Origin of the sequence: Methanolobus sp. WCC4 (assembly GCF_038022665.1) — an archaeon.
Classification (GTDB): domain Archaea; phylum Halobacteriota; class Methanosarcinia; order Methanosarcinales; family Methanosarcinaceae; genus Methanolobus.
The window spans coordinates 19,924-36,738 of the sequence record NZ_CP150629.1 but is presented as its reverse complement, the minus strand read 5'-3'; the positions used below and the strand labels follow the sequence as shown (position 1 = coordinate 36,738).

Annotated in this window: 15 protein-coding genes; 10 read left to right on the top strand and 5 right to left on the bottom strand. The window is 44.3% G+C overall.

The window, feature by feature from the left end:
- The first annotated feature begins 3 nt into the window (after positions 1-3).
- The 3 genes from gvpD (at position 4) to V7O63_RS00145 (ending at position 2,939) form a co-directional block, all read left to right on the top strand.
- Positions 4-1,344 (top strand): gas vesicle protein GvpD P-loop domain-containing protein, encoded by a 1,341-nt coding sequence (gene gvpD, locus V7O63_RS00155; protein ID WP_340819105.1) that lies wholly within the window; start codon positions 4-6, stop codon positions 1,342-1,344.
- Positions 1,345-1,440: 96 nt separating this feature from the next.
- Positions 1,441-2,496, top strand: coding sequence for a response regulator (locus tag V7O63_RS00150; RefSeq protein WP_340819104.1), 1,056 nt, complete (start codon positions 1,441-1,443; stop codon positions 2,494-2,496).
- Between the two features lie 68 nt (positions 2,497-2,564).
- Positions 2,565-2,939, top strand: coding sequence for a response regulator (locus tag V7O63_RS00145; RefSeq protein WP_340819103.1), 375 nt, complete (start codon positions 2,565-2,567; stop codon positions 2,937-2,939).
- Here V7O63_RS00145 and V7O63_RS00140 read toward each other — a convergent pair.
- Positions 2,933-3,955 carry a methyltransferase domain-containing protein gene (locus tag V7O63_RS00140; protein WP_340819102.1) on the bottom strand — a complete coding sequence of 341 codons (1,023 nt, stop codon included), beginning with the start codon at positions 3,953-3,955 and terminating at the stop codon, positions 2,933-2,935. The two genes, V7O63_RS00145 and V7O63_RS00140, sit on opposite strands and share 7 nt — an antisense overlap.
- Positions 3,956-4,121: 166 nt before the next feature.
- Here V7O63_RS00140 and V7O63_RS00135 point away from each other — a divergent pair, with 166 nt between their 5' ends.
- The 6 genes from V7O63_RS00135 (at position 4,122) to flaJ (ending at position 10,533) form a co-directional block, all read left to right on the top strand.
- Positions 4,122-5,447, top strand: a complete 1,326-nt coding sequence (locus V7O63_RS00135; RefSeq protein ID WP_340819101.1) for a FlaD/FlaE family flagellar protein — start codon at positions 4,122-4,124, stop codon at positions 5,445-5,447.
- A complete protein-coding gene (locus V7O63_RS00130; protein WP_340819100.1) occupies positions 5,437-5,868 on the top strand; it encodes a hypothetical protein in 432 nt (143 codons plus the stop codon). The genes V7O63_RS00135 and V7O63_RS00130 overlap by 11 nt, the downstream gene beginning before the upstream one ends.
- An 85-nt stretch (positions 5,869-5,953) precedes the next feature.
- Complete coding sequence (locus V7O63_RS00125) at positions 5,954-6,460, top strand: flagellar protein G (RefSeq protein ID WP_340819099.1); 507 nt, start codon at positions 5,954-5,956, stop codon at positions 6,458-6,460.
- A 24-nt stretch (positions 6,461-6,484) separates the two neighbouring features.
- Positions 6,485-7,180 carry an ATPase domain-containing protein gene (locus V7O63_RS00120; protein ID WP_340819098.1) on the top strand — a complete coding sequence of 232 codons (696 nt, stop codon included), beginning with the start codon at positions 6,485-6,487 and terminating at the stop codon, positions 7,178-7,180.
- 17 nt (positions 7,181-7,197) lie between these two features.
- Positions 7,198-8,856 (top strand): type II/IV secretion system ATPase subunit, encoded by a 1,659-nt coding sequence (locus V7O63_RS00115; RefSeq protein WP_340819097.1) that lies wholly within the window; start codon positions 7,198-7,200, stop codon positions 8,854-8,856.
- Positions 8,857-8,865: 9 nt separating this feature from the next.
- Positions 8,866-10,533, top strand: a complete 1,668-nt coding sequence (gene flaJ / locus V7O63_RS00110) for an archaellar assembly protein FlaJ (protein WP_340819096.1) — start codon at positions 8,866-8,868, stop codon at positions 10,531-10,533.
- Between the two features lie 68 nt (positions 10,534-10,601).
- Here the strand turns inward: flaJ and V7O63_RS00105 are convergent, their stop codons facing one another.
- The 4 genes from V7O63_RS00105 to V7O63_RS00090 form a co-directional block, all read right to left on the bottom strand.
- Positions 10,602-11,600 carry an isocitrate/isopropylmalate family dehydrogenase gene (locus V7O63_RS00105; protein ID WP_340820856.1) on the bottom strand — a complete coding sequence of 333 codons (999 nt, stop codon included), beginning with the start codon at positions 11,598-11,600 and terminating at the stop codon, positions 10,602-10,604.
- Positions 11,600-12,466, bottom strand: coding sequence for a hypothetical protein (locus V7O63_RS00100; RefSeq protein ID WP_340819095.1), 867 nt, complete (start codon positions 12,464-12,466; stop codon positions 11,600-11,602). Before V7O63_RS00100 ends, V7O63_RS00105 begins: the two co-directional genes overlap by 1 nt.
- A gap of 9 nt (positions 12,467-12,475) precedes the next feature.
- Positions 12,476-12,967: a 3-isopropylmalate dehydratase small subunit gene (locus V7O63_RS00095; protein ID WP_340820855.1), complete on the bottom strand. Its 492-nt coding sequence runs from the start codon at positions 12,965-12,967 to the stop codon at positions 12,476-12,478.
- 88 nt (positions 12,968-13,055) lie between these two features.
- Entirely contained in the window at positions 13,056-15,464 is a 2,409-nt protein-coding gene (locus V7O63_RS00090; RefSeq protein WP_340820854.1) for an oligosaccharyl transferase, archaeosortase A system-associated, read from the bottom strand.
- A gap of 191 nt (positions 15,465-15,655) precedes the next feature.
- On the opposite strand from V7O63_RS00090, the gene V7O63_RS00085 reads away from it, so the two are divergent.
- The gene (locus V7O63_RS00085) at positions 15,656-16,807 is read left to right on the top strand and encodes a glycosyltransferase (RefSeq protein ID WP_340819094.1); all 1,152 of its coding nucleotides are present in this window, start codon (positions 15,656-15,658) and stop codon (positions 16,805-16,807) included.
- Positions 16,808-16,815: the final 8 nt, after the last annotated feature.

Below are 16,815 nucleotides of genomic sequence, written 5' to 3'. Positions count from 1 at the left end.
TGGATGATACCCGGTGAGGTCAAAGGTTTCTTCTCTTCACAGTTCGGCAAGTCGCTTCTTGTAAAAGGTAAGCCTGGAACTGGAAAAACGACCTTTGTGTTCGGAATACTTGATGAGCTGTGTTCCGAAGGCAATTGTGTCTACATCTCGCCGCGTATCGACAAATCCTCTGAGTATGGAAAATATCCCTGGATAGAGGGAGATTTCAATAACAACGAGGATTTTCTCCGGATGCTTGCAACCCGTGTCAGGGAGATATGGGAGGTAAGCGATTCAAAACCCACTATTGTAGTGGATTCTATTGATTCACTCAGCATCGCCACAACACGTTCTGCTGACTGGGAGGACAATAAGTTCGAACTTGAACGCCTCCTTTTCGATTTCTCTAGGAAGGTGAACGCGGATCTTATTATGATAACCGAGCAGACAGGTGTCACTTCCCTTGATTATCTTGTAGATGGTGTTGTTTCTCTTGAGATCGCTGATATATCGGGCCGTGACATCAGGAAGATCAACCTGCTGAAGATGCGCGGTGTGGAATTGTCCCAGTCAAGATACCCATTCACGCTTGACGGGGGGACGTTCAGGAGCTTTGAACCTTTCAAGGTGGCATACCCTGAACAAACACAGGTACCACAACCTTTGCCAGATCCTATCGAAAGTAAGGTGTCAACAGGTATCCATGACTTCGATGAGATACTTGGTGGTGGTTATCAGAAGGGCAGCTTCAATCTGTTCGAGATAACAAGTGGTGTCGGTGACTCATTTTACAGTTTACTTTTACCTACATTCATAAATCACCTGAATCTAGGCCGTGGTCTTCTCAGCCTGCCTACTGAAGGTACGAGTGTCGAGACCGAGAAACGCCTGATCTCCCCTTTCACAGGTGATGATAATTTCCATGGCCGGTTCACCGGCTTTGAGATCCGTGATGCTAAAGGCATGATCCCTCCGTATATCGAACCATTCTCAGGCAATGTCTATAAGGATATGGATGTGTTCCACAAGTCCAAAAATGAGATGATGCGCCAGTATGGTTCTCCACTTCTTGATTATATCGGCCTTGACAGTATGGAGTATGATTATGGCTGGGAAAGTGTCGGTTCCATTATAGGTCAGATGGCATCTATTACGAAGACCACTGATAACGTTGTCCTTGCGGTAACAAAGTATGGGCAGAGGATTACGGAATCTGTGGCGCACATGGCCACAACCCACTGGAAGTTCGAGAACGTGGATAAAACACTGGTGATGTACGGTATCGTGCCGCAGACTGGTGTTTTTGCAGTTCAGATGGATTTTTTATCCGGTTATCCTCAGGTTAGCCTGATACCCATGAAATGAACTGATCTCCCTGCTGCAAGCACATTTTCTTCCCAAACATTAATAAGAAAATAAACCTAATAATATTTACTAAACAAAATTAAAAGGTACTTGTCAATGAATGATCAAACCCGGGAGGCACTTTCAACCCTCAGGAAAGAGCTGGCAAGCAAAAATGCATTGTTCCTTGCTCCTGTAGACAGTTTTATTGAGCGGCTGGCATATTTCTATGTATCATATGTCCAGAAGGAAGACCCTGACCGGACAATAGTGTGGCTGTGTCTGAGCGCTTCAAGGGATAAGGTACTTGACCGGTTCGAGGATTTCGGTTTTGATGTCAATACTGGCGCAAGACTCCTTTTCATTGATATCGATGCTCCGGGCAGGGAACATCATGACGACACCTTTTATTGCAGTTCAGTGGCCGATTATACTAAGATGGCCTCTCATATATCCAACATCTTCCAGGACAATGAAAAGTCCCTGCTAATTGTGGATAATATGAATGTCCTATCGACCGACACCATGCAGGTGGTGGAGAACTTTGTTAAGTTCATGGAGAAGAAGGTGGCTGAGAACGGGGGAGGTATGATCTCGATGCTTTCCAAGAACATCCTGCCATCTGAAACAGAAGTTCTTATCACATCGTTCTTTGATGTTGTGATCGAGATAACGAACGTGGGTGAGATACACACTGAGATCGGTATGAAGAATTTCGATTACAGGTACTCTGTGGAAGAAGGCTCTATCGAGTTCGAGCCTATGCAGAAAAAGATAAGAGGGGACCGGTTGAAGATCCTTATCGTTGATGACGAACCGGATATACCTGAATTATTGAAACTGTCCCTTATCAGTGAACCTTATGACTTCATTGTAGCCCACAATGGTGAAGAGGCCATTGATATGACCCTCAAGGAACTTCCTGATCTGATCCTTCTTGATATAATGATGCCGGATATGGACGGCTATGAGGTCGTTGAGCATCTTAAGAAAAGTAAATCGGCAAACGACATTCCTGTGATCATGATATCTGCCAAGACTGCCATAGAGGATAAGGTCAGGGGGATGGAACTTGGTATCGATGATTACATCTCCAAACCATTCGACAAGCGTGAGGTCAAGGCCAGGATAAAGATGGTCATGAGGCGCCTTGGATGGGTCGACGAGGAGTAATTATTCATATTCAATATATATTTATACGATAATATCATTATTCCCTTTTCAGGAGTAACTGATGAACTATGTGTCCTAAAATTATGGTCGTTGACGATGAACCGGATACCATTGACCTTATAAAACTCATCCTTGAATCCGAGGATATAGAGGTTATTGGTGCAAAAAGTGGTTTCGAGTGCCTTGAGTCAATTGACAGAGAACACCCCGATGCCATTCTGCTTGATATAATGATGCCTGATATGAATGGATGGGAGACATTCCATAAGATAAAGGAGATACGTCCACGTTTACCAGTGGCCATGCTGACCGTGAAGAGTCAGGAATTCGACAAGATGCTTGGTCTGCATGTCCTCAAAGCAGATGACTACATCACTAAACCCTTCAGCAGGAAAGAGCTCATAAAAAGAACGAAGGAACTGCTGGAAATGGAATTTCACTGATCCAGCACTTCACATATGATCGCGTCATTTCCTTTGACGAAAAGATGCGCTTTTCTTTCCCCTTTTAAATTGTTTTCCAGTGTGTTGCGCACGTCCCAGTATTTCTCTGGATCTATAGCAGCTCTGATGATGACCGTACCGAATGAGTTCTTTTTCAGGTATGAGTTAATTTTCTTTATATCAAAACCCATGATCTTTGCAACCTTATATCCATTCTTGAACAAACTGGATTCCAGTGGTCTGTCAGAACTGATGAGTATTCTTTTGTTATCTATACGATAGATGCTAACTTCATCTTCATTCTCATTGAAGGATGATGCAAGTTGTTCAAGAAGGCCAGCTTTTGTAACACATTCTTCCGGTTCATAGGTATAGGTTTGCGGTTGCTCTGTAACTTTAACGCTAGCCGGTTCACCTGATCCCTGAATGATCGCTTCACCTGGCAGGGCAATAGCGGATATATCTGCTTTTTTAAGCTCGCCAAAATAGAGATCCAGGCGGTTCAGCTTTCCTTCAAGTGACATGTACTCCTTCTCACAATCATAAGGTATCTTCTCAGGTGAGAGCTGGGGAGGTGCCTCGAATGCAAAGTTCGAACTCTTATCTGCATATGCCTTCATAACTTCCGGGATGGAAGGACTCAGGTTATCGATGCTTCTCTCCTTTTCCGCAGGAGGTCTTGCAGGGTCTGAAAAGACCACGTCAAGTTCAGGCAGTTGTGCAATGGTCTCCGGTGCAAGCGCATCTCCTGTAATGAACTCGATATTGTCAACACCCATTATCTTTGCATTCTTCTTTGCATATTCTATCTTTTTGGGATCGATCTCTATTGCATATACCCTGTCGCATCGTTTTGCGAAGTATATTGCCTGTCCTCCGATACCACAACTGATGTCTGCGATGACCTTGCATTGCAGCCTTTTTGCCCTGTACTCTGCAACAGGCTCCGGGGTTGCGAATCTGATACCATCCTTATCGGATATCATCTCGGTCTTGAATGTTTTCTTACGTGCCACGTGGATCAGTAATGTAAAGTCTGATAAGTGATTTAAACTGATCTGACTGATATTTAAATGAAAATGCCTCATGCATTTTATTCATAATTTATATATATTATTAAGGGTATAATCTATGAAATATAGATTTATCTATCTCATAACATTTATCAGTATCAGTGGAACCATGGCCGGATTAAGCGACAAGATAAAAAAAGTGACTTCCGCTCTTTCGAAAAAGGGCAAAAAAAAGGAAGCCGATTCTCCATTTGGCTCAGAAGCCCCTCCTTTTCTCCAGAGTACTCCTGACCTTGGGTCAGTTCCGGACCTGTCCGCAGGATTCCCTCCAGGTGGTCCGCCGGGTATAGGTGCTCCACCTGGTCCACCGGGTGTTGACTCTCCCCAGTTCCCACCGGGTATGGGTGCCCCGGGCGGTCCTCCAGGTGCTCTGCCAGGTCCTGGTGTACAGCAGGTTCAACAATCATCTGTCGACAATGAGATGGTAGAGGAGAACAGGAAAAAGCTGAAAGATGTAGAAACTAAGGTCTCAAAGGCAGATGTGACCCTGAGCATGGTCCAGAAGGACAATGAGGATATCAGGAAAACTGTTGATAAGATAGACCAGAGTGTCCTTGAACTGTTATCCCTCTATGAGATCGTCTCCAATCAGGTCAACCCTTTCGTGGGTGATGATGCAGGTTCCCGCGATACGATAGAGAGGTTCGAGAAGACTGACAAGAGGATCACTGAACTGGGTGATATGCTTGTTCTTATTAAGAACGAGCTTGATACAACGAACCAGAAGCTGAGCATGCCAACAGGTATCTCAGAAGAGGTAAATACAAGGATGCAGGACCTTGAGTCCAAGATGGATGCCTTTGCAGATGCCATGGTAATGATGCACGAAGGCATAGAGAAACTGACCGCCCGTTCAGAGGAGATCTCAACAAGGACCGATGTGCTTGACCAGAACATAGTGGATCTGGCAGAGGCAACAGCCAATATCTCCCTGAGGATCGATGAACTGGAAAAGAATGGACCTGTATCAAAAAGGGCTAAAAGTGCTGAGGAATCCACTGAAAGTGCTTTTTCCGATGAGGAGGCCGCAGAAGAAGGGGAAACCGATGTTGCAGGTGCCTCTAAGAAGATGGCCCTGCCAATGGTGAGGCTTGAATCCATCAAGGCCGACCCTACAAGTGTTGTTGTCCTGCTCAACTGGATAGAGTTCCTGATGGAACGTGTTGGAAGGAACAATCTGATGGATGCTCTTGATTATTATGTTGATATCGGATGGATAAGCGAGGATGTCATGTCTGAGATCATGGCTTATGCACGTGGTATAGATTATTATGTTGAGAAGCCTACATGGCGTCTTCTTCCTGAGGATCATACGAAATCCCTGCTTTTCATTGAAAGGTTATCCGGACGTAAGATCGACAGGAATATGCTCAGTTCCATAGACAGGGAAATGGCAAAGGTAAAGCACGGACTGGAGGAACTCTATGGGATTTGAACTGTCCGTGGTCACTGTCATCTTCTTCATCTCTGCGGTACTTCTCGGAACACTGTCCTACACTGCATTGAGTACTTCCAGTGAGATAGTCAGTGATGCTTCTGATGAACAGTCTGAGATGCAATACCTGAAGCTTCAGACGGATATTGAGATCGATGATTCTATCGTTTATTCTTCAGGTAGTGATTACAATATAACTGTAATGCTTTCCAACACTGGTAGCGAATCTATCAGGTTCGACAGGTTGAATGTTCTTATCGATGGAGAACTGGGTTCGTACTCATATACCGATACTTCGTACACGTGGACACCTTCAGAATCAAGGAACCTGACAGTAACAGGTCTCTATGGTCTTGGTACACATCGTGTCAAGGTCGTGACAGAGAATGGTGTTTCAGCTTATGATACCTATCTGGTCTGACAGGATGCAATTTTAAATACTAATAATTATATATTATACATCTGATTCTATTGATCATATATTATATTCGGACCGGCAGAAAAACATGAAACGCATACTACCTGGAGAAAGAACTGGCCTGTTAGAAGACTCGGGTGCAGAAACGGCTATAACTCACATGATATTCTTCATAGCCGCTATCATACTGGCGATCAGTGCGGTTGCGCTGATAACAGCCGATGTCCAGTCCCTGGTCTCATCATCCGGTGCAAGCAGCAGATTGCTCTCCGAGCAGATGAGGACAGATATAACAATTATCAATGATCCCGAGACCATTCCATTTGACAACAGCACCCAGAAGTATACTTTCTATGCCAAGAACACAGGCAAGACTGAATTGGTGCCCGATTACGTGACGGTGCTTGTAGATGGTATCCTGATCGATCCCAGCGATGTGGACCTGAGTCTTGATGATGGGGACATTATGTGGAGGCCCGGTTATGTCCTGACCATGAATGTCACTACCACTCCTTCTCCATTGGGTTCGGGTGACCATAGGATACAGGTAGCTGCTGAGAATGGTAAGTCCGGTGCTATGAGCTTTGAAACATGACAGAGGTAATTATCAGAGGTAAAAATGGCACATGTACATGCATTTGAGATTCCGAGGGATGACCTTAATTCGAAATTAGGTGGAGGTTTTCCACACGGTTCGCTGGTAGTTCTCGAGGGCGGTAGTGGCGGCGGAAAGAGTTCCATCTCCCAGCGCCTGACATTCGGGTTGATAGAGAATGACGTAAGTGTGACAGTTGTTTCCACACAGATGACAACAAAAGGTTTCATCAACCAGATGTATTCCATGGACTATCCTATAGCTCCCTACCTGTTGAACGGCTCACTGTTGTTCATTCCGGTAATTCCGCTGGTCCAGGCTGCGAAGTCACGTGTTGATTTCATAGAGAGGCTGATGTCAGCTGAAGAGCTCTTTGAGAAGGATGTTATCATTATCGATACCATATCCTCGCTGATCAAATACAGCGCCAACACAGAGAAGAGTCTGGATCTGATATCTTTTTTCAAGAAGCTGAATGGGATGGGTAAGGTCATTATACTGACGATAGAATCCAATCAGCTAAGTGAGGAGATCGCATCCATGTTCCGCTCTTCATGTGATGTCTACATGACCCTGAAAACGAAACCTCTTGGTAGTGAGGTCAAAAGGACCATCCTTGTTAACAAGTTCACCGGTGCCAAGGCTCCGGTGGGACAGATGATAGGATTCAGAATAGAGCCAAGAGTGGGTCTGGTAGTAGAGATCGCTTCTGTATCATGAGTTGAAAGGGTGTTTATATGGATCAGGAATTTCAGAAAGCTATACAAAGGAATCCTCATCTGGGAACGTATGTAAAGAAATTCATGCAGGAAACCGGGGATGATGAGCCTACTTTTATGGTAAGTCTTTCAAAGGATATCGATCCTTCCAAAGTTAACATTATCCTTCCAGTTGGTGATCCTGTGTTCGTTCATCTTCATGGGGGTGACGAACTTGGAGAGATAAGATATTATGGAATAGAGCCTGAACTGACCCCTTCTGATAAAGCCAAGTATCGTGCAATTCTGGACATAGTACTTGAAAAGTCAGCAAGTGAACCTGTTCCAGAGACAGAGAGCGAACTTAAGGAGCTTATCACTAAATTGCTCAATTCATCAGTTGATGTTGGTGCAGGTGGAAATATAGAAGATGGAGATGGTGGGAAATTCAGTTTTCTCCAGAAGTTCATACCTGTACAGAAAAAAGTCCCTTTAACTCAGGGGGAGTATAACAAGATCCTCTACCATATAGAAAGGGATATCATCGGTTCGGGACCGATCGAGCCGATCATCAGGGACCCTTATCTTGAGGATATCAGCAGTATAGGAGTAAACAATGTTTTTATTGTCCATAAAATATTTGATACTATAAAGACCGACCTTACATTCGGGGATGAGCAGGGTCTTGACGACTGGCTCCGCAGTATGAGCGAGCGTATAGGCCGTCCTGTAAGTGATGCCAGGCCAATTGCCGATGGTGCATTGCCGGATGGCTCCCGTATTAACATCATCTATCCTATAGATGTTAGTAAGCGTGGTAGCAGTTTCACCATGCGTAAGTTCAGTGATGTTCCTGTAAGTATTACCCAGCTTATAAACTGGGGTGCACTGGACGCGGAAATGGCAGCTTACATGTGGATGTGTCTTGAGAATGGTATGAGTATCTTCTTCAGTGGTGAGACTGCAAGTGGCAAGACCACAATGCTCAATGCATGTCTGGCTTTTGTCAACCCTAAGGCAAAGGTGTTCTCTGCAGAGGACACAGCTGAGGTTCAGCCACCACAGCCTGTATGGCAGCAGCTGATCACCCGTGAGGAAGGTCCGCCCGAGTCCAGGGTAGATACATTTGCACTTCTTAAGGCTGCTCTGCGTTCCAGGCCGAACTATATCATTGTAGGTGAGATTCGAGGAGCTGAAGGTAACGTCGCTTTCCAGGGTATGCAGACAGGTCACCCTGTACTTGCGACTTTCCACGCATCTGCTGTATCGAAGATGATCCAGCGTCTGACAGCAGATCCTATCAACGTACCTGTGACCTTTATTGATAATCTGAACATTGCCATGATCCTTTCAGCTGTCTATCGTAAAGGCAAGTTCCTCAGACGTGCACTTGCCATAGAGGAGATAGAAGGCTATTACGAGGAGATAGGCGGAGTTGCCACAAGAGCTGTATTCATATGGGAACCTGATACTGACACCCATAAGTTCCGTGGTCTCAATAACAGTTACATCCTCGAGGACAAGATAGCTTCAAAGCTTGGTTATGAGGATAAGAGGATGATCTATCAGGATCTTTTCCTCAGGGCAAAGATACTGGAAGAGATGCGTTCAAGAGGGATCGAGGACTACTATGAGGTCCTTGAGATCATAGTCAATTTCTATAAGCATGGTGTGGATGGACTTCCATTTTCCATTTAGGTGAGTTCTATGAGCTATGAGAAGGCATTCAAGAATCTGGGCATGGAACCCAAGGCCTATGCCAAGAAATTCGCCATACCTATCATAGCATTCGGTTTCATTTTTTCCATACTCCTTTTCGCTCTTCTTCCGACACTTTTCACGGGAACCACGAAGCTTGTGCCTGTACTGATACCAGTTGTATGTATTGTCTTTGCATTCTCCTATCCATTGTCCATACTTGCTGCCAAAGCATCCCGAATAGACAATAATATGCACTATTATATCACTCAGATGGGATCGATCGCAACGGCAGAGACCCCGAGGATAGATATCGTCCGTATCGTTTCCGAGAATGAGGATTATGAGGAACTTGCAGAGGAAACGAAGAAGATATACGATCTTGTTACTGTGTGGCACATGAGCCTTGCAGAGGCGTGCCGTTTCACATCAAAAAGGACACCATCTATTATCTTTGAGGATTTCCTTGACAGGTTCGCCCACGCACTGCAGTCAGGTGAAGATGTCAAGACCTTTCTTTTCGCAGAACAGAACGTCGTGATGAATGAATACGAGGCCATGTACAATGGCGCCCTGTATACTGTTGAGGTCATCAAGGAACTCTTCGTATCACTTATCATGTCCCTGATATTCATGGCATCCTTCGCTGTTATCATGCCTGTTATCACAGGTATGAATGCGGAATTGCTCATGGGTATCGTTGTTCTGATCTTCCTGGTCACTGACGCTGTCATGCTGATGTTCACAAAGAGCAAGATACCAAAGGATCCTGCATGGAGTCGTTCTAAGAACATCACTGAGAACAAATTAAAATTATATCGTTCCGTCCCTATTTCAATTACAGGTTGTATTGTTGTTCTCATTGCCGTAAAGCTATGGGGAATACTATACACCCCGATCGAGACATCGATCGCTGTTGCGATGGTGCTGACCCCTCTCATCTATACGGGGCATGTTTCCAGGAAGATAGAGAAGGCTATCCGAAGGAAGGATGAGAATTTCCCTGCATTCATCCGTTCTCTTGGAAGTTCTGCCGGCGCAAGGGGTGGTGTGATCGATGAAGCTCTCAAGGCGTTGAGGGCACACGATTTTGGTCCTCTTACAAGGGATGTGGACAGTCTGTACAAGATGCTTGTTACAAGGATCGATAAGTTCAGTTCATGGGATTATTTTTCAGCAAACACGGGAAGTAACCTCATACAGCGTTTCTCTGGTATGTTCGTACAGGCAACCAACCTTGGTGGTCAGCCAGAGGTTATAGGTGATATCATAGCCACGAATTTCCATAGGATCGTCACTCTCAGGAAGAAAAGGTCCCAGTCCTCAGGCAGTCTTGTAGGTGTTCTCTATGGCCTGACCGGTGGTATCGGTTTTACCATGTATATTTCACTTGGTGTGGTGGGACTGATGCAGGAAATGTTCACATCTGTTGAGATGCCTGCCGGTATGTCCATGGGAATGATCCTGTATACGAATGTAGGTAGCATTGACACACTTTCGAACATGGTCCTTGCCATAATGGTAGGTCACTCTTTAATGTCCGCGCTTCTCATTCGTATCGTCGACGGAGGCCACATGCTGAGTGCTACCACAGATTTTGTTATCATGGTATGGATATCAGGTGCAAGTGCAGTTGTCACCATGGCAGGAGTGTCCTCACTACTCGGTCTTAGTTAGGATGGCTGAAACCAATAGAAAAAACAATTGTAAAGGAAGAAAAGCAACTGGAAAAGATGTTCTGGTCTTTATTCCAGTCTTGTCCTTATGTATTTTGCAATTATATTGCCCACTTCTGATGTAGTGTGCCTGCCACCGAGGTCAGGTGTACAGATACCCATGTTCAATGCAGAGTCTACAGCTTCTTCCAATATGGCTGCCTCAGCAACATCTCCGTGCCATTCAAGCATCATCTTGAGGCTAAGGATAGTGGCTATGGGGTTTGCCCTGTTCTGTCCTGCAATATCCGGTGCACTTCCGTGTACCGGTTCAAAGAATGCATGTTTGTCGCCAATGTTTGCACTGGGGAGAAGCCCCAGTCCGCCGACAAGTGCACCTGACATGTCACTCAGGATATCTCCAAAGAGGTTCGTTGTAACGATAACGTCATAGTTCCATGGTGATGTGATAAGGTTGTAAGCGAATGAGTCTACAAGTTCGTCATTGTGTACGACTCCTGCACCAGTTGCGCTCTCTCTGCAAACATCGAGGAAGAGCTTGTCTGCCTTCATTACGTTGGACTTGTGGACAATGGTCAGTTTTCTCATCCTGTTGTTCGCAAGCTTGCAGGCATAGTCAGCGATCCTTTTGGAGCCTTTTCTCGTGATGACCCTCTTTGTGGTGGAAACCTCGTCCCCTATCTCCTCGATTCCCGAATACAGGCCTTCCGTATTTTCCCTTACAATGATGTAATTGAAGTCGTTACGCTCATGAATTCCCTTCACAGAGGGCAATGGACGTATGGGTCGTATATTCGCATACATATCCAGTTCCCTGCGGATGGTGAGGAGCACGCTCTTGTAATTGGGGTCCGGTGGTGTTGTCACCGCGCCGAAGAGCACGCAATCACATTCTTTCAATGTTGCCACATCTTCGTCGGTTATTGCTGAACCTGTCCTTTCCCATCTGCCGTAACCCAGTTCAACAGGTACTTTCTCGATGTCCATCTCAAAGGCATCAAGTATCTCTACGGCTGCCGGGATAACCTCTTTACCAATTCCGTCGCCTTCTACAACAGCAAGTTTCATCATCGTACCTCTTCGTTCTCTCTTTTCCTTATGTCTGCCACAAGGTCCCATACCGCTCTGGCAACGTCAAATTCAGAAGCACCCCAATGGACCACAGCACCGCGGATCCCATTGATGGTAACGATTCCGGATTCTTCAGAACGGCAGCATCGTGTGATGAATGGTCCTGATGGTTTGAATATGTCCGACTTGAAAGGGCAGATGTTCACAAATGAATATTCGATTCCCGGGAATCTCGATTCAAAAAGACCCTTTGATATCTCACATCCTACGAGCAGATAGCCATCTTCTTCGATAACATCACAATCCAGACATTTACCTTTAAGTCCTGAAGATGAACATGGGAATACTGTGTTCTCCCCTTCGAATTTCCTGAGGTCTGTCAGGTTCTCTGTGAACCTGATCGTCAGGTCGCCGAATATCCCGCTCTCCTCCAGTCTGCGTATGACACTAGCAAGCCAGGATGGCTCGGGAGGGACCACATCAACGATCTCTATATCGAGGACAGCCCCAATGTCCGGCTTGTGTACGAAGGTCAGGTGTTTGTCTATGCCTGTGAATACCACAGTATTGACATTTCCTTTACAGATGTCTGCTGCAATCTCAATGAGAAGTGCCCTGTCCTTTATGTTTAGTTCTTTATCATAGTGAACTATCTCTTCCCCGGTTGCGAGTTCTTTCAGGGTTACCACATCTCTCAGTAACTCGTCTCCCTGGTGCACTACCTCATAAAGTGAATAGCTTCCGTTGTCACATTTCTCATTCTCAACGATGAGGTATTTTGTAAGGAAATAGATGCGTTTGTCACTTCCATCGGGAAGATGCCTGCTATGGCCCACGTATTTGTATTCATCCGGGAATATCATGTGTACAGGTCACTGGATGTTCTTCTTTGCTTTGTGCTGGGCTACAAGTCCGCCTGCAGTTAGCATCTCCAGAAGGAAATCAGGTAATTTGTTTCCATGGAACACCTTTCCATCCACTTTGACAGTTCCCTCAAGCAGGTCTATCTCTACCTCATCACCTTCTTTGCACTCAACATCTGCTTCCATGAGTGGCAGCCCTACGTTTATGGCATTCCTGAAGAATATCCTTCCGAAGGACTTTGCTACCACGCAACCAACGCCTGCATATTTCAATGCAAGTGCTGCCTGCTCCCTGGATGAACCGCATCCGAAGTTATCATCGGCAACAATGATGTCTCCTTTCTGCACTTTTTTTGAGAACTCAGGGTCTATTCCTTCCATGGCATGGTCTGCAAAGACCTGCATATCCTTTGTGCGCAGGTATTTTCCGGGAATTATAACATCGGTATCGATATCACTACCGAATATCCATGCTTTTCCCTTGATCATATTGTCCAATATATCACCTTAGAGCTAGCTTCTGCATGATGTTATTTGTAAGTGTCGGAAACAAAAAAGAAAAATAAAAGGATGAATGGGACAGAAGTCATCAGACTTCGATAGTGTTCCCATTCAGGACATCCATTTCATTGACACTGACCTGCTGTGTGGTGTCCCCGTAGCTTATCACATAAGGTCCCATGGGCATTGTATCGAATTGTGTCTCTCCTTCGATAGGTCCTTCTGTGGAATAAGGTACGATGAAAGAGTAGGTCCCGTCAGAACTTGTTGACTGGGAGTATGTGAATGTCCTCATCTGTCCTGTCATTATTGTGTTGCTGATGGTCACTGTCTCATTGGCAGGGGCTGTACCTGTAATGGTTGCGCCTTCCACATACTCGAATATCTTCACATATCCTGTATCCTCTTCAGATAGACTACCTCCAAAGAGTTGATTATAAACGTTCTTATAACCTGGTTCCTGTGTGCTTCCTGCTGGAGATTCATGTACCAGACGATACTGCTTGAGTCCGTTACCATCGAACATGTGAAGCCTGGCTTCCATTGAGCTATAGTATCTTGGGCCTGGTACTGTCATATATCCTGAATCAGTCTGGACATCTATGTAATAGTTCTCTGTGTCAAGTGTCCATGCTGCCATTGCATAGAACTTTCCTGTTGCCATCTCAACGTCAGAGATCACATAGCGAGCACCTGCCTTTTCGGGGTCCGGATGGATGGCTTCGAGGACTGCTGTTGCTTCTTCTTCGGATGGTGCGGTGAAGAAGGTGGATGCACCGGGTTGGTTCTCTTCTTCTATACTATTCCTTCGGCCACCAACGCCCTGCTGGAATGGGTTTGCGTTGGGAATGCGATGGCCGATAACTTCTATCCAGTGTCCGTAATCCCACCATGACATTACTCCGTATGCCGTATCGGGATATTCGTAGCTTTCACCATCTGCAGGTTTTTCATAACTTTCGTAGTAATCAAGTCCTGGATCAGGGGTGTTGTACCTGAGCCAGGTGGTTGCTTCAATCCAGTATCCGTTGGGTCCACCGGTTCCCTGGGACTGCTGCATTGCAAGGCTGTAGGATGGGTATATCAGGACAAGTATGATGAAAATGGCTGAGATTATGTGCATCGCCTTTATATTTTTGGCACTGAACGCTTTATCCTTGATGTCAGTGATCAGATCCTTCCATCCTGAAAGTTCCAGTACTTTGATACCGACCCATGCGCTGAGTATGGCCGCATTGACTGAATAGTAGTATGCAAAGCGGTTCTGCTGGAGCATGGCCCAGATTATCATGAGTGTCCATACTATAAGGAATGTGTTCTCAGGTGTGTTCTTCTGGGTGAATGCCCTGTAGATGAGTATTGCTAGGGCGATGAAGGAGATGTATCCAAGCGCTCCGAAGTTGTACCAGAGTGGTGCAAGGGAGAACTGTCCTCCTATGGATAACAGGGGGGATGCTTCTGCAATGGTAAGGCCGCCGCCTGTGCGCATGAAAAAACTTGCTAAGCTTGTTATCAGTGCATATGTAGAAGGTGATACCACCTTTGACAAGATCACTACAATAACTGACAATGATAGAATTGAAAGTGGATAGTATCTTTCATTTAACTTCCTCTTTTTGAATTCTATTGAAAGGATTGTGAAGAATGGAAATGCAATAATGCCTGCTAAGAATCCTTTTATCATCAGGTCCCTTTCTCGAAGTTCAGGCATTGTAAGTACCATCAACAAAGCTACAAAAAATACTAATGCTCCAATGATAGCCAGATAGCCTGTTTCACGCTTGTGCATATGATTGATTATGTGCTGGGCGGTGAAATATATGCCAAGTATGAAGCTGAAGAAGATTGCACCCAACCATGATAATGAATAAGTTCCAAGTGCTATTCCTGCAAGTATAACATATGGAAGGACTGCTTTTAAGTGATCATATTTCCTATCTGTCAGGTCTTTAAAAATAATATTTCGTTCATGTGAGGCCTTAAGAGCCATTATCAAAAACATGGATATGGTAGTTGTAAGGAGAGTTTCTGCAATGTGATGATCATTGAATCCAATGATTGATCTTGATAGGAACTGTCCAGGGGCAACTGTAATAAGTGTTGCTGCGAGCAGACCTACTCGGTAATCAAAAACCCACTTTGCTGTGTAATAAGTTGGTATTATCACAAGTACTCCCAAGATTATGGGATAATAGGCTGAGATTGTCTGTGTCAGCTCAGTACTTGGATTGCCAAGTCCAATGATCCATATGATGGTTGAAAGGACAAGGTCATAGAGGGGTGCAAAAACCTGTTGTGTTCCATTAGGGTAGTGTGTATATGCATCAAACCAAAGGATATGTGGGAAGTTATGCAGGATTGATTCTACGTTTCGAAGATGATACCATGGGTCGTTGCCTCCAAATCGTATGAAGTTGCTTGAAATGAACACTCCAGCAGATGGTATAGTTCTTATATATGTTGCAAAGCCTGCCAGAAGTAATAATAGAAAAGGCACAAAGCCACTTTTTTTTAAAGTTGTCACATTTTACACCTTTGTGATTTATACAGAACATTGTAATAAAAACCTACTTTTTATGTTCTAGATGCCACTGGATTTATTTAGTATTATCTATATAAGAAAATCCACTTTACATATATACCTATATGAATAATCATGAATCTATGAAGCCTTAGTGAGTAAATTATATGATATTTATCTACATTTCTATATTGTTGCTGTTTTTAGTTGGACTCCCATATTTTTCAATTATGTTATTGATAAAAAAATATGGGTACAGAAAATCTCCCGTTTCCAAAGACTATGGGTTCAAACAATCTATTTCCATAGTTATTCCTACATATAATGAAGAATTGATTGTTGCGAAAAAACTTGATAACATATTAGAATTGGATTATCCTCTTGATCTGATTGAAGTAATTTTTATTGATTCCTCAACGGACAAAACAAGAGATATTATTTCGACCTATCAGGAAAAATACAGAAATATACGCATCATTAATGAAGGAGAACGAGCAGGTCTTGCAACGGCTCTGAATAAAGCATATTCGGCTGCTAAGAATGATATTGTTGTGAAAACAGATTGTGATAGTTTCCTACATAAGGATGCACTCAGCCAAATGGTGGCAAATTTTGCAGATAAGAGTATTGGTGCTGTTTGTGGGAAACAGGTCGTTATAAATAGTTCAAAAGTAGAGGAAGGCTACAGGTCTATTCAGTCAAGATTGCAAATAGTAGAATCATGGCTTGATTCAACAATAATATTCCATGGCCCTTTTTCAGCATACCGAAAGAATCTGATTGTACCGATAGACCCGGCTTCTCTTGCAGATGATAGTGAACTTGCGGTCAAGATAAGAAAGCAGGGCTACAGGACCATAATCGATCCTGAAGTAATGTTCTATGAAGCCAGCCAGAGCAGATTCTTCAAAAGAAGGATGCAGAAGGATCGGAGAGGAAAGGGTCTGATTAGATTGCTTTTGCAGCACAGGGACGTTCTTTTAAATTCCAGCTATGGGAAGTATGGAACTGCTGTATTCCCTATGAACTATTTCATGATGATAATTTCGCCTTACATGATGGTTTTGTTCACACTGTCTTTCTTAGTTGCAGTTTACACCTATACCTCGTTCATCGGGTTATTACTGGTGATGGCTTTTGGTGCAGTTTTCATGTACCTTGGTCAGTCTGACAAGCTTTCCATCTTTGAACCTATCTATTCATTCATAGATACTCAGATATCTCTTCTTGTAGGGGGACTTGGTCTGGTATTTGGCAGAAAGAGCAATGGTACATGGGAAGTGGACAAAGAATTGAGAGATGCCTATCTTAGTAAATAGAGTTTAAA

Excerpts from the sequence above, each read along its gene's own strand:
- V7O63_RS00150 (WP_340819104.1), top strand. The coding sequence starts at position 1,441 with ATGAATGATCAAACCCGGGAGGCACTTTCAACCCTCAGGAAAGAGCTG.
- gvpD (WP_340819105.1), top strand. The coding sequence starts at position 4 with ATGATACCCGGTGAGGTCAAAGGTTTCTTCTCTTCACAGTTCGGCAAG.
- V7O63_RS00125 (WP_340819099.1), top strand. The coding sequence starts at position 5,954 with ATGAAACGCATACTACCTGGAGAAAGAACTGGCCTGTTAGAAGACTCG.
- V7O63_RS00145 (WP_340819103.1), top strand. The coding sequence starts at position 2,565 with ATGTGTCCTAAAATTATGGTCGTTGACGATGAACCGGATACCATTGAC.
- V7O63_RS00130 (WP_340819100.1), top strand. The coding sequence starts at position 5,437 with ATGGGATTTGAACTGTCCGTGGTCACTGTCATCTTCTTCATCTCTGCG.
- V7O63_RS00105 (WP_340820856.1), bottom strand. The coding sequence starts at position 11,600 with ATGAAACTTGCTGTTGTAGAAGGCGACGGAATTGGTAAAGAGGTTATC.
- V7O63_RS00115 (WP_340819097.1), top strand. The coding sequence starts at position 7,198 with ATGGATCAGGAATTTCAGAAAGCTATACAAAGGAATCCTCATCTGGGA.
- V7O63_RS00085 (WP_340819094.1), top strand. The coding sequence starts at position 15,656 with ATGATATTTATCTACATTTCTATATTGTTGCTGTTTTTAGTTGGACTC.
- V7O63_RS00135 (WP_340819101.1), top strand. The coding sequence starts at position 4,122 with ATGGCCGGATTAAGCGACAAGATAAAAAAAGTGACTTCCGCTCTTTCG.
- V7O63_RS00120 (WP_340819098.1), top strand. The coding sequence starts at position 6,485 with ATGGCACATGTACATGCATTTGAGATTCCGAGGGATGACCTTAATTCG.
- V7O63_RS00100 (WP_340819095.1), bottom strand. The coding sequence starts at position 12,466 with ATGATATTCCCGGATGAATACAAATACGTGGGCCATAGCAGGCATCTT.
- flaJ (WP_340819096.1), top strand. The coding sequence starts at position 8,866 with ATGAGCTATGAGAAGGCATTCAAGAATCTGGGCATGGAACCCAAGGCC.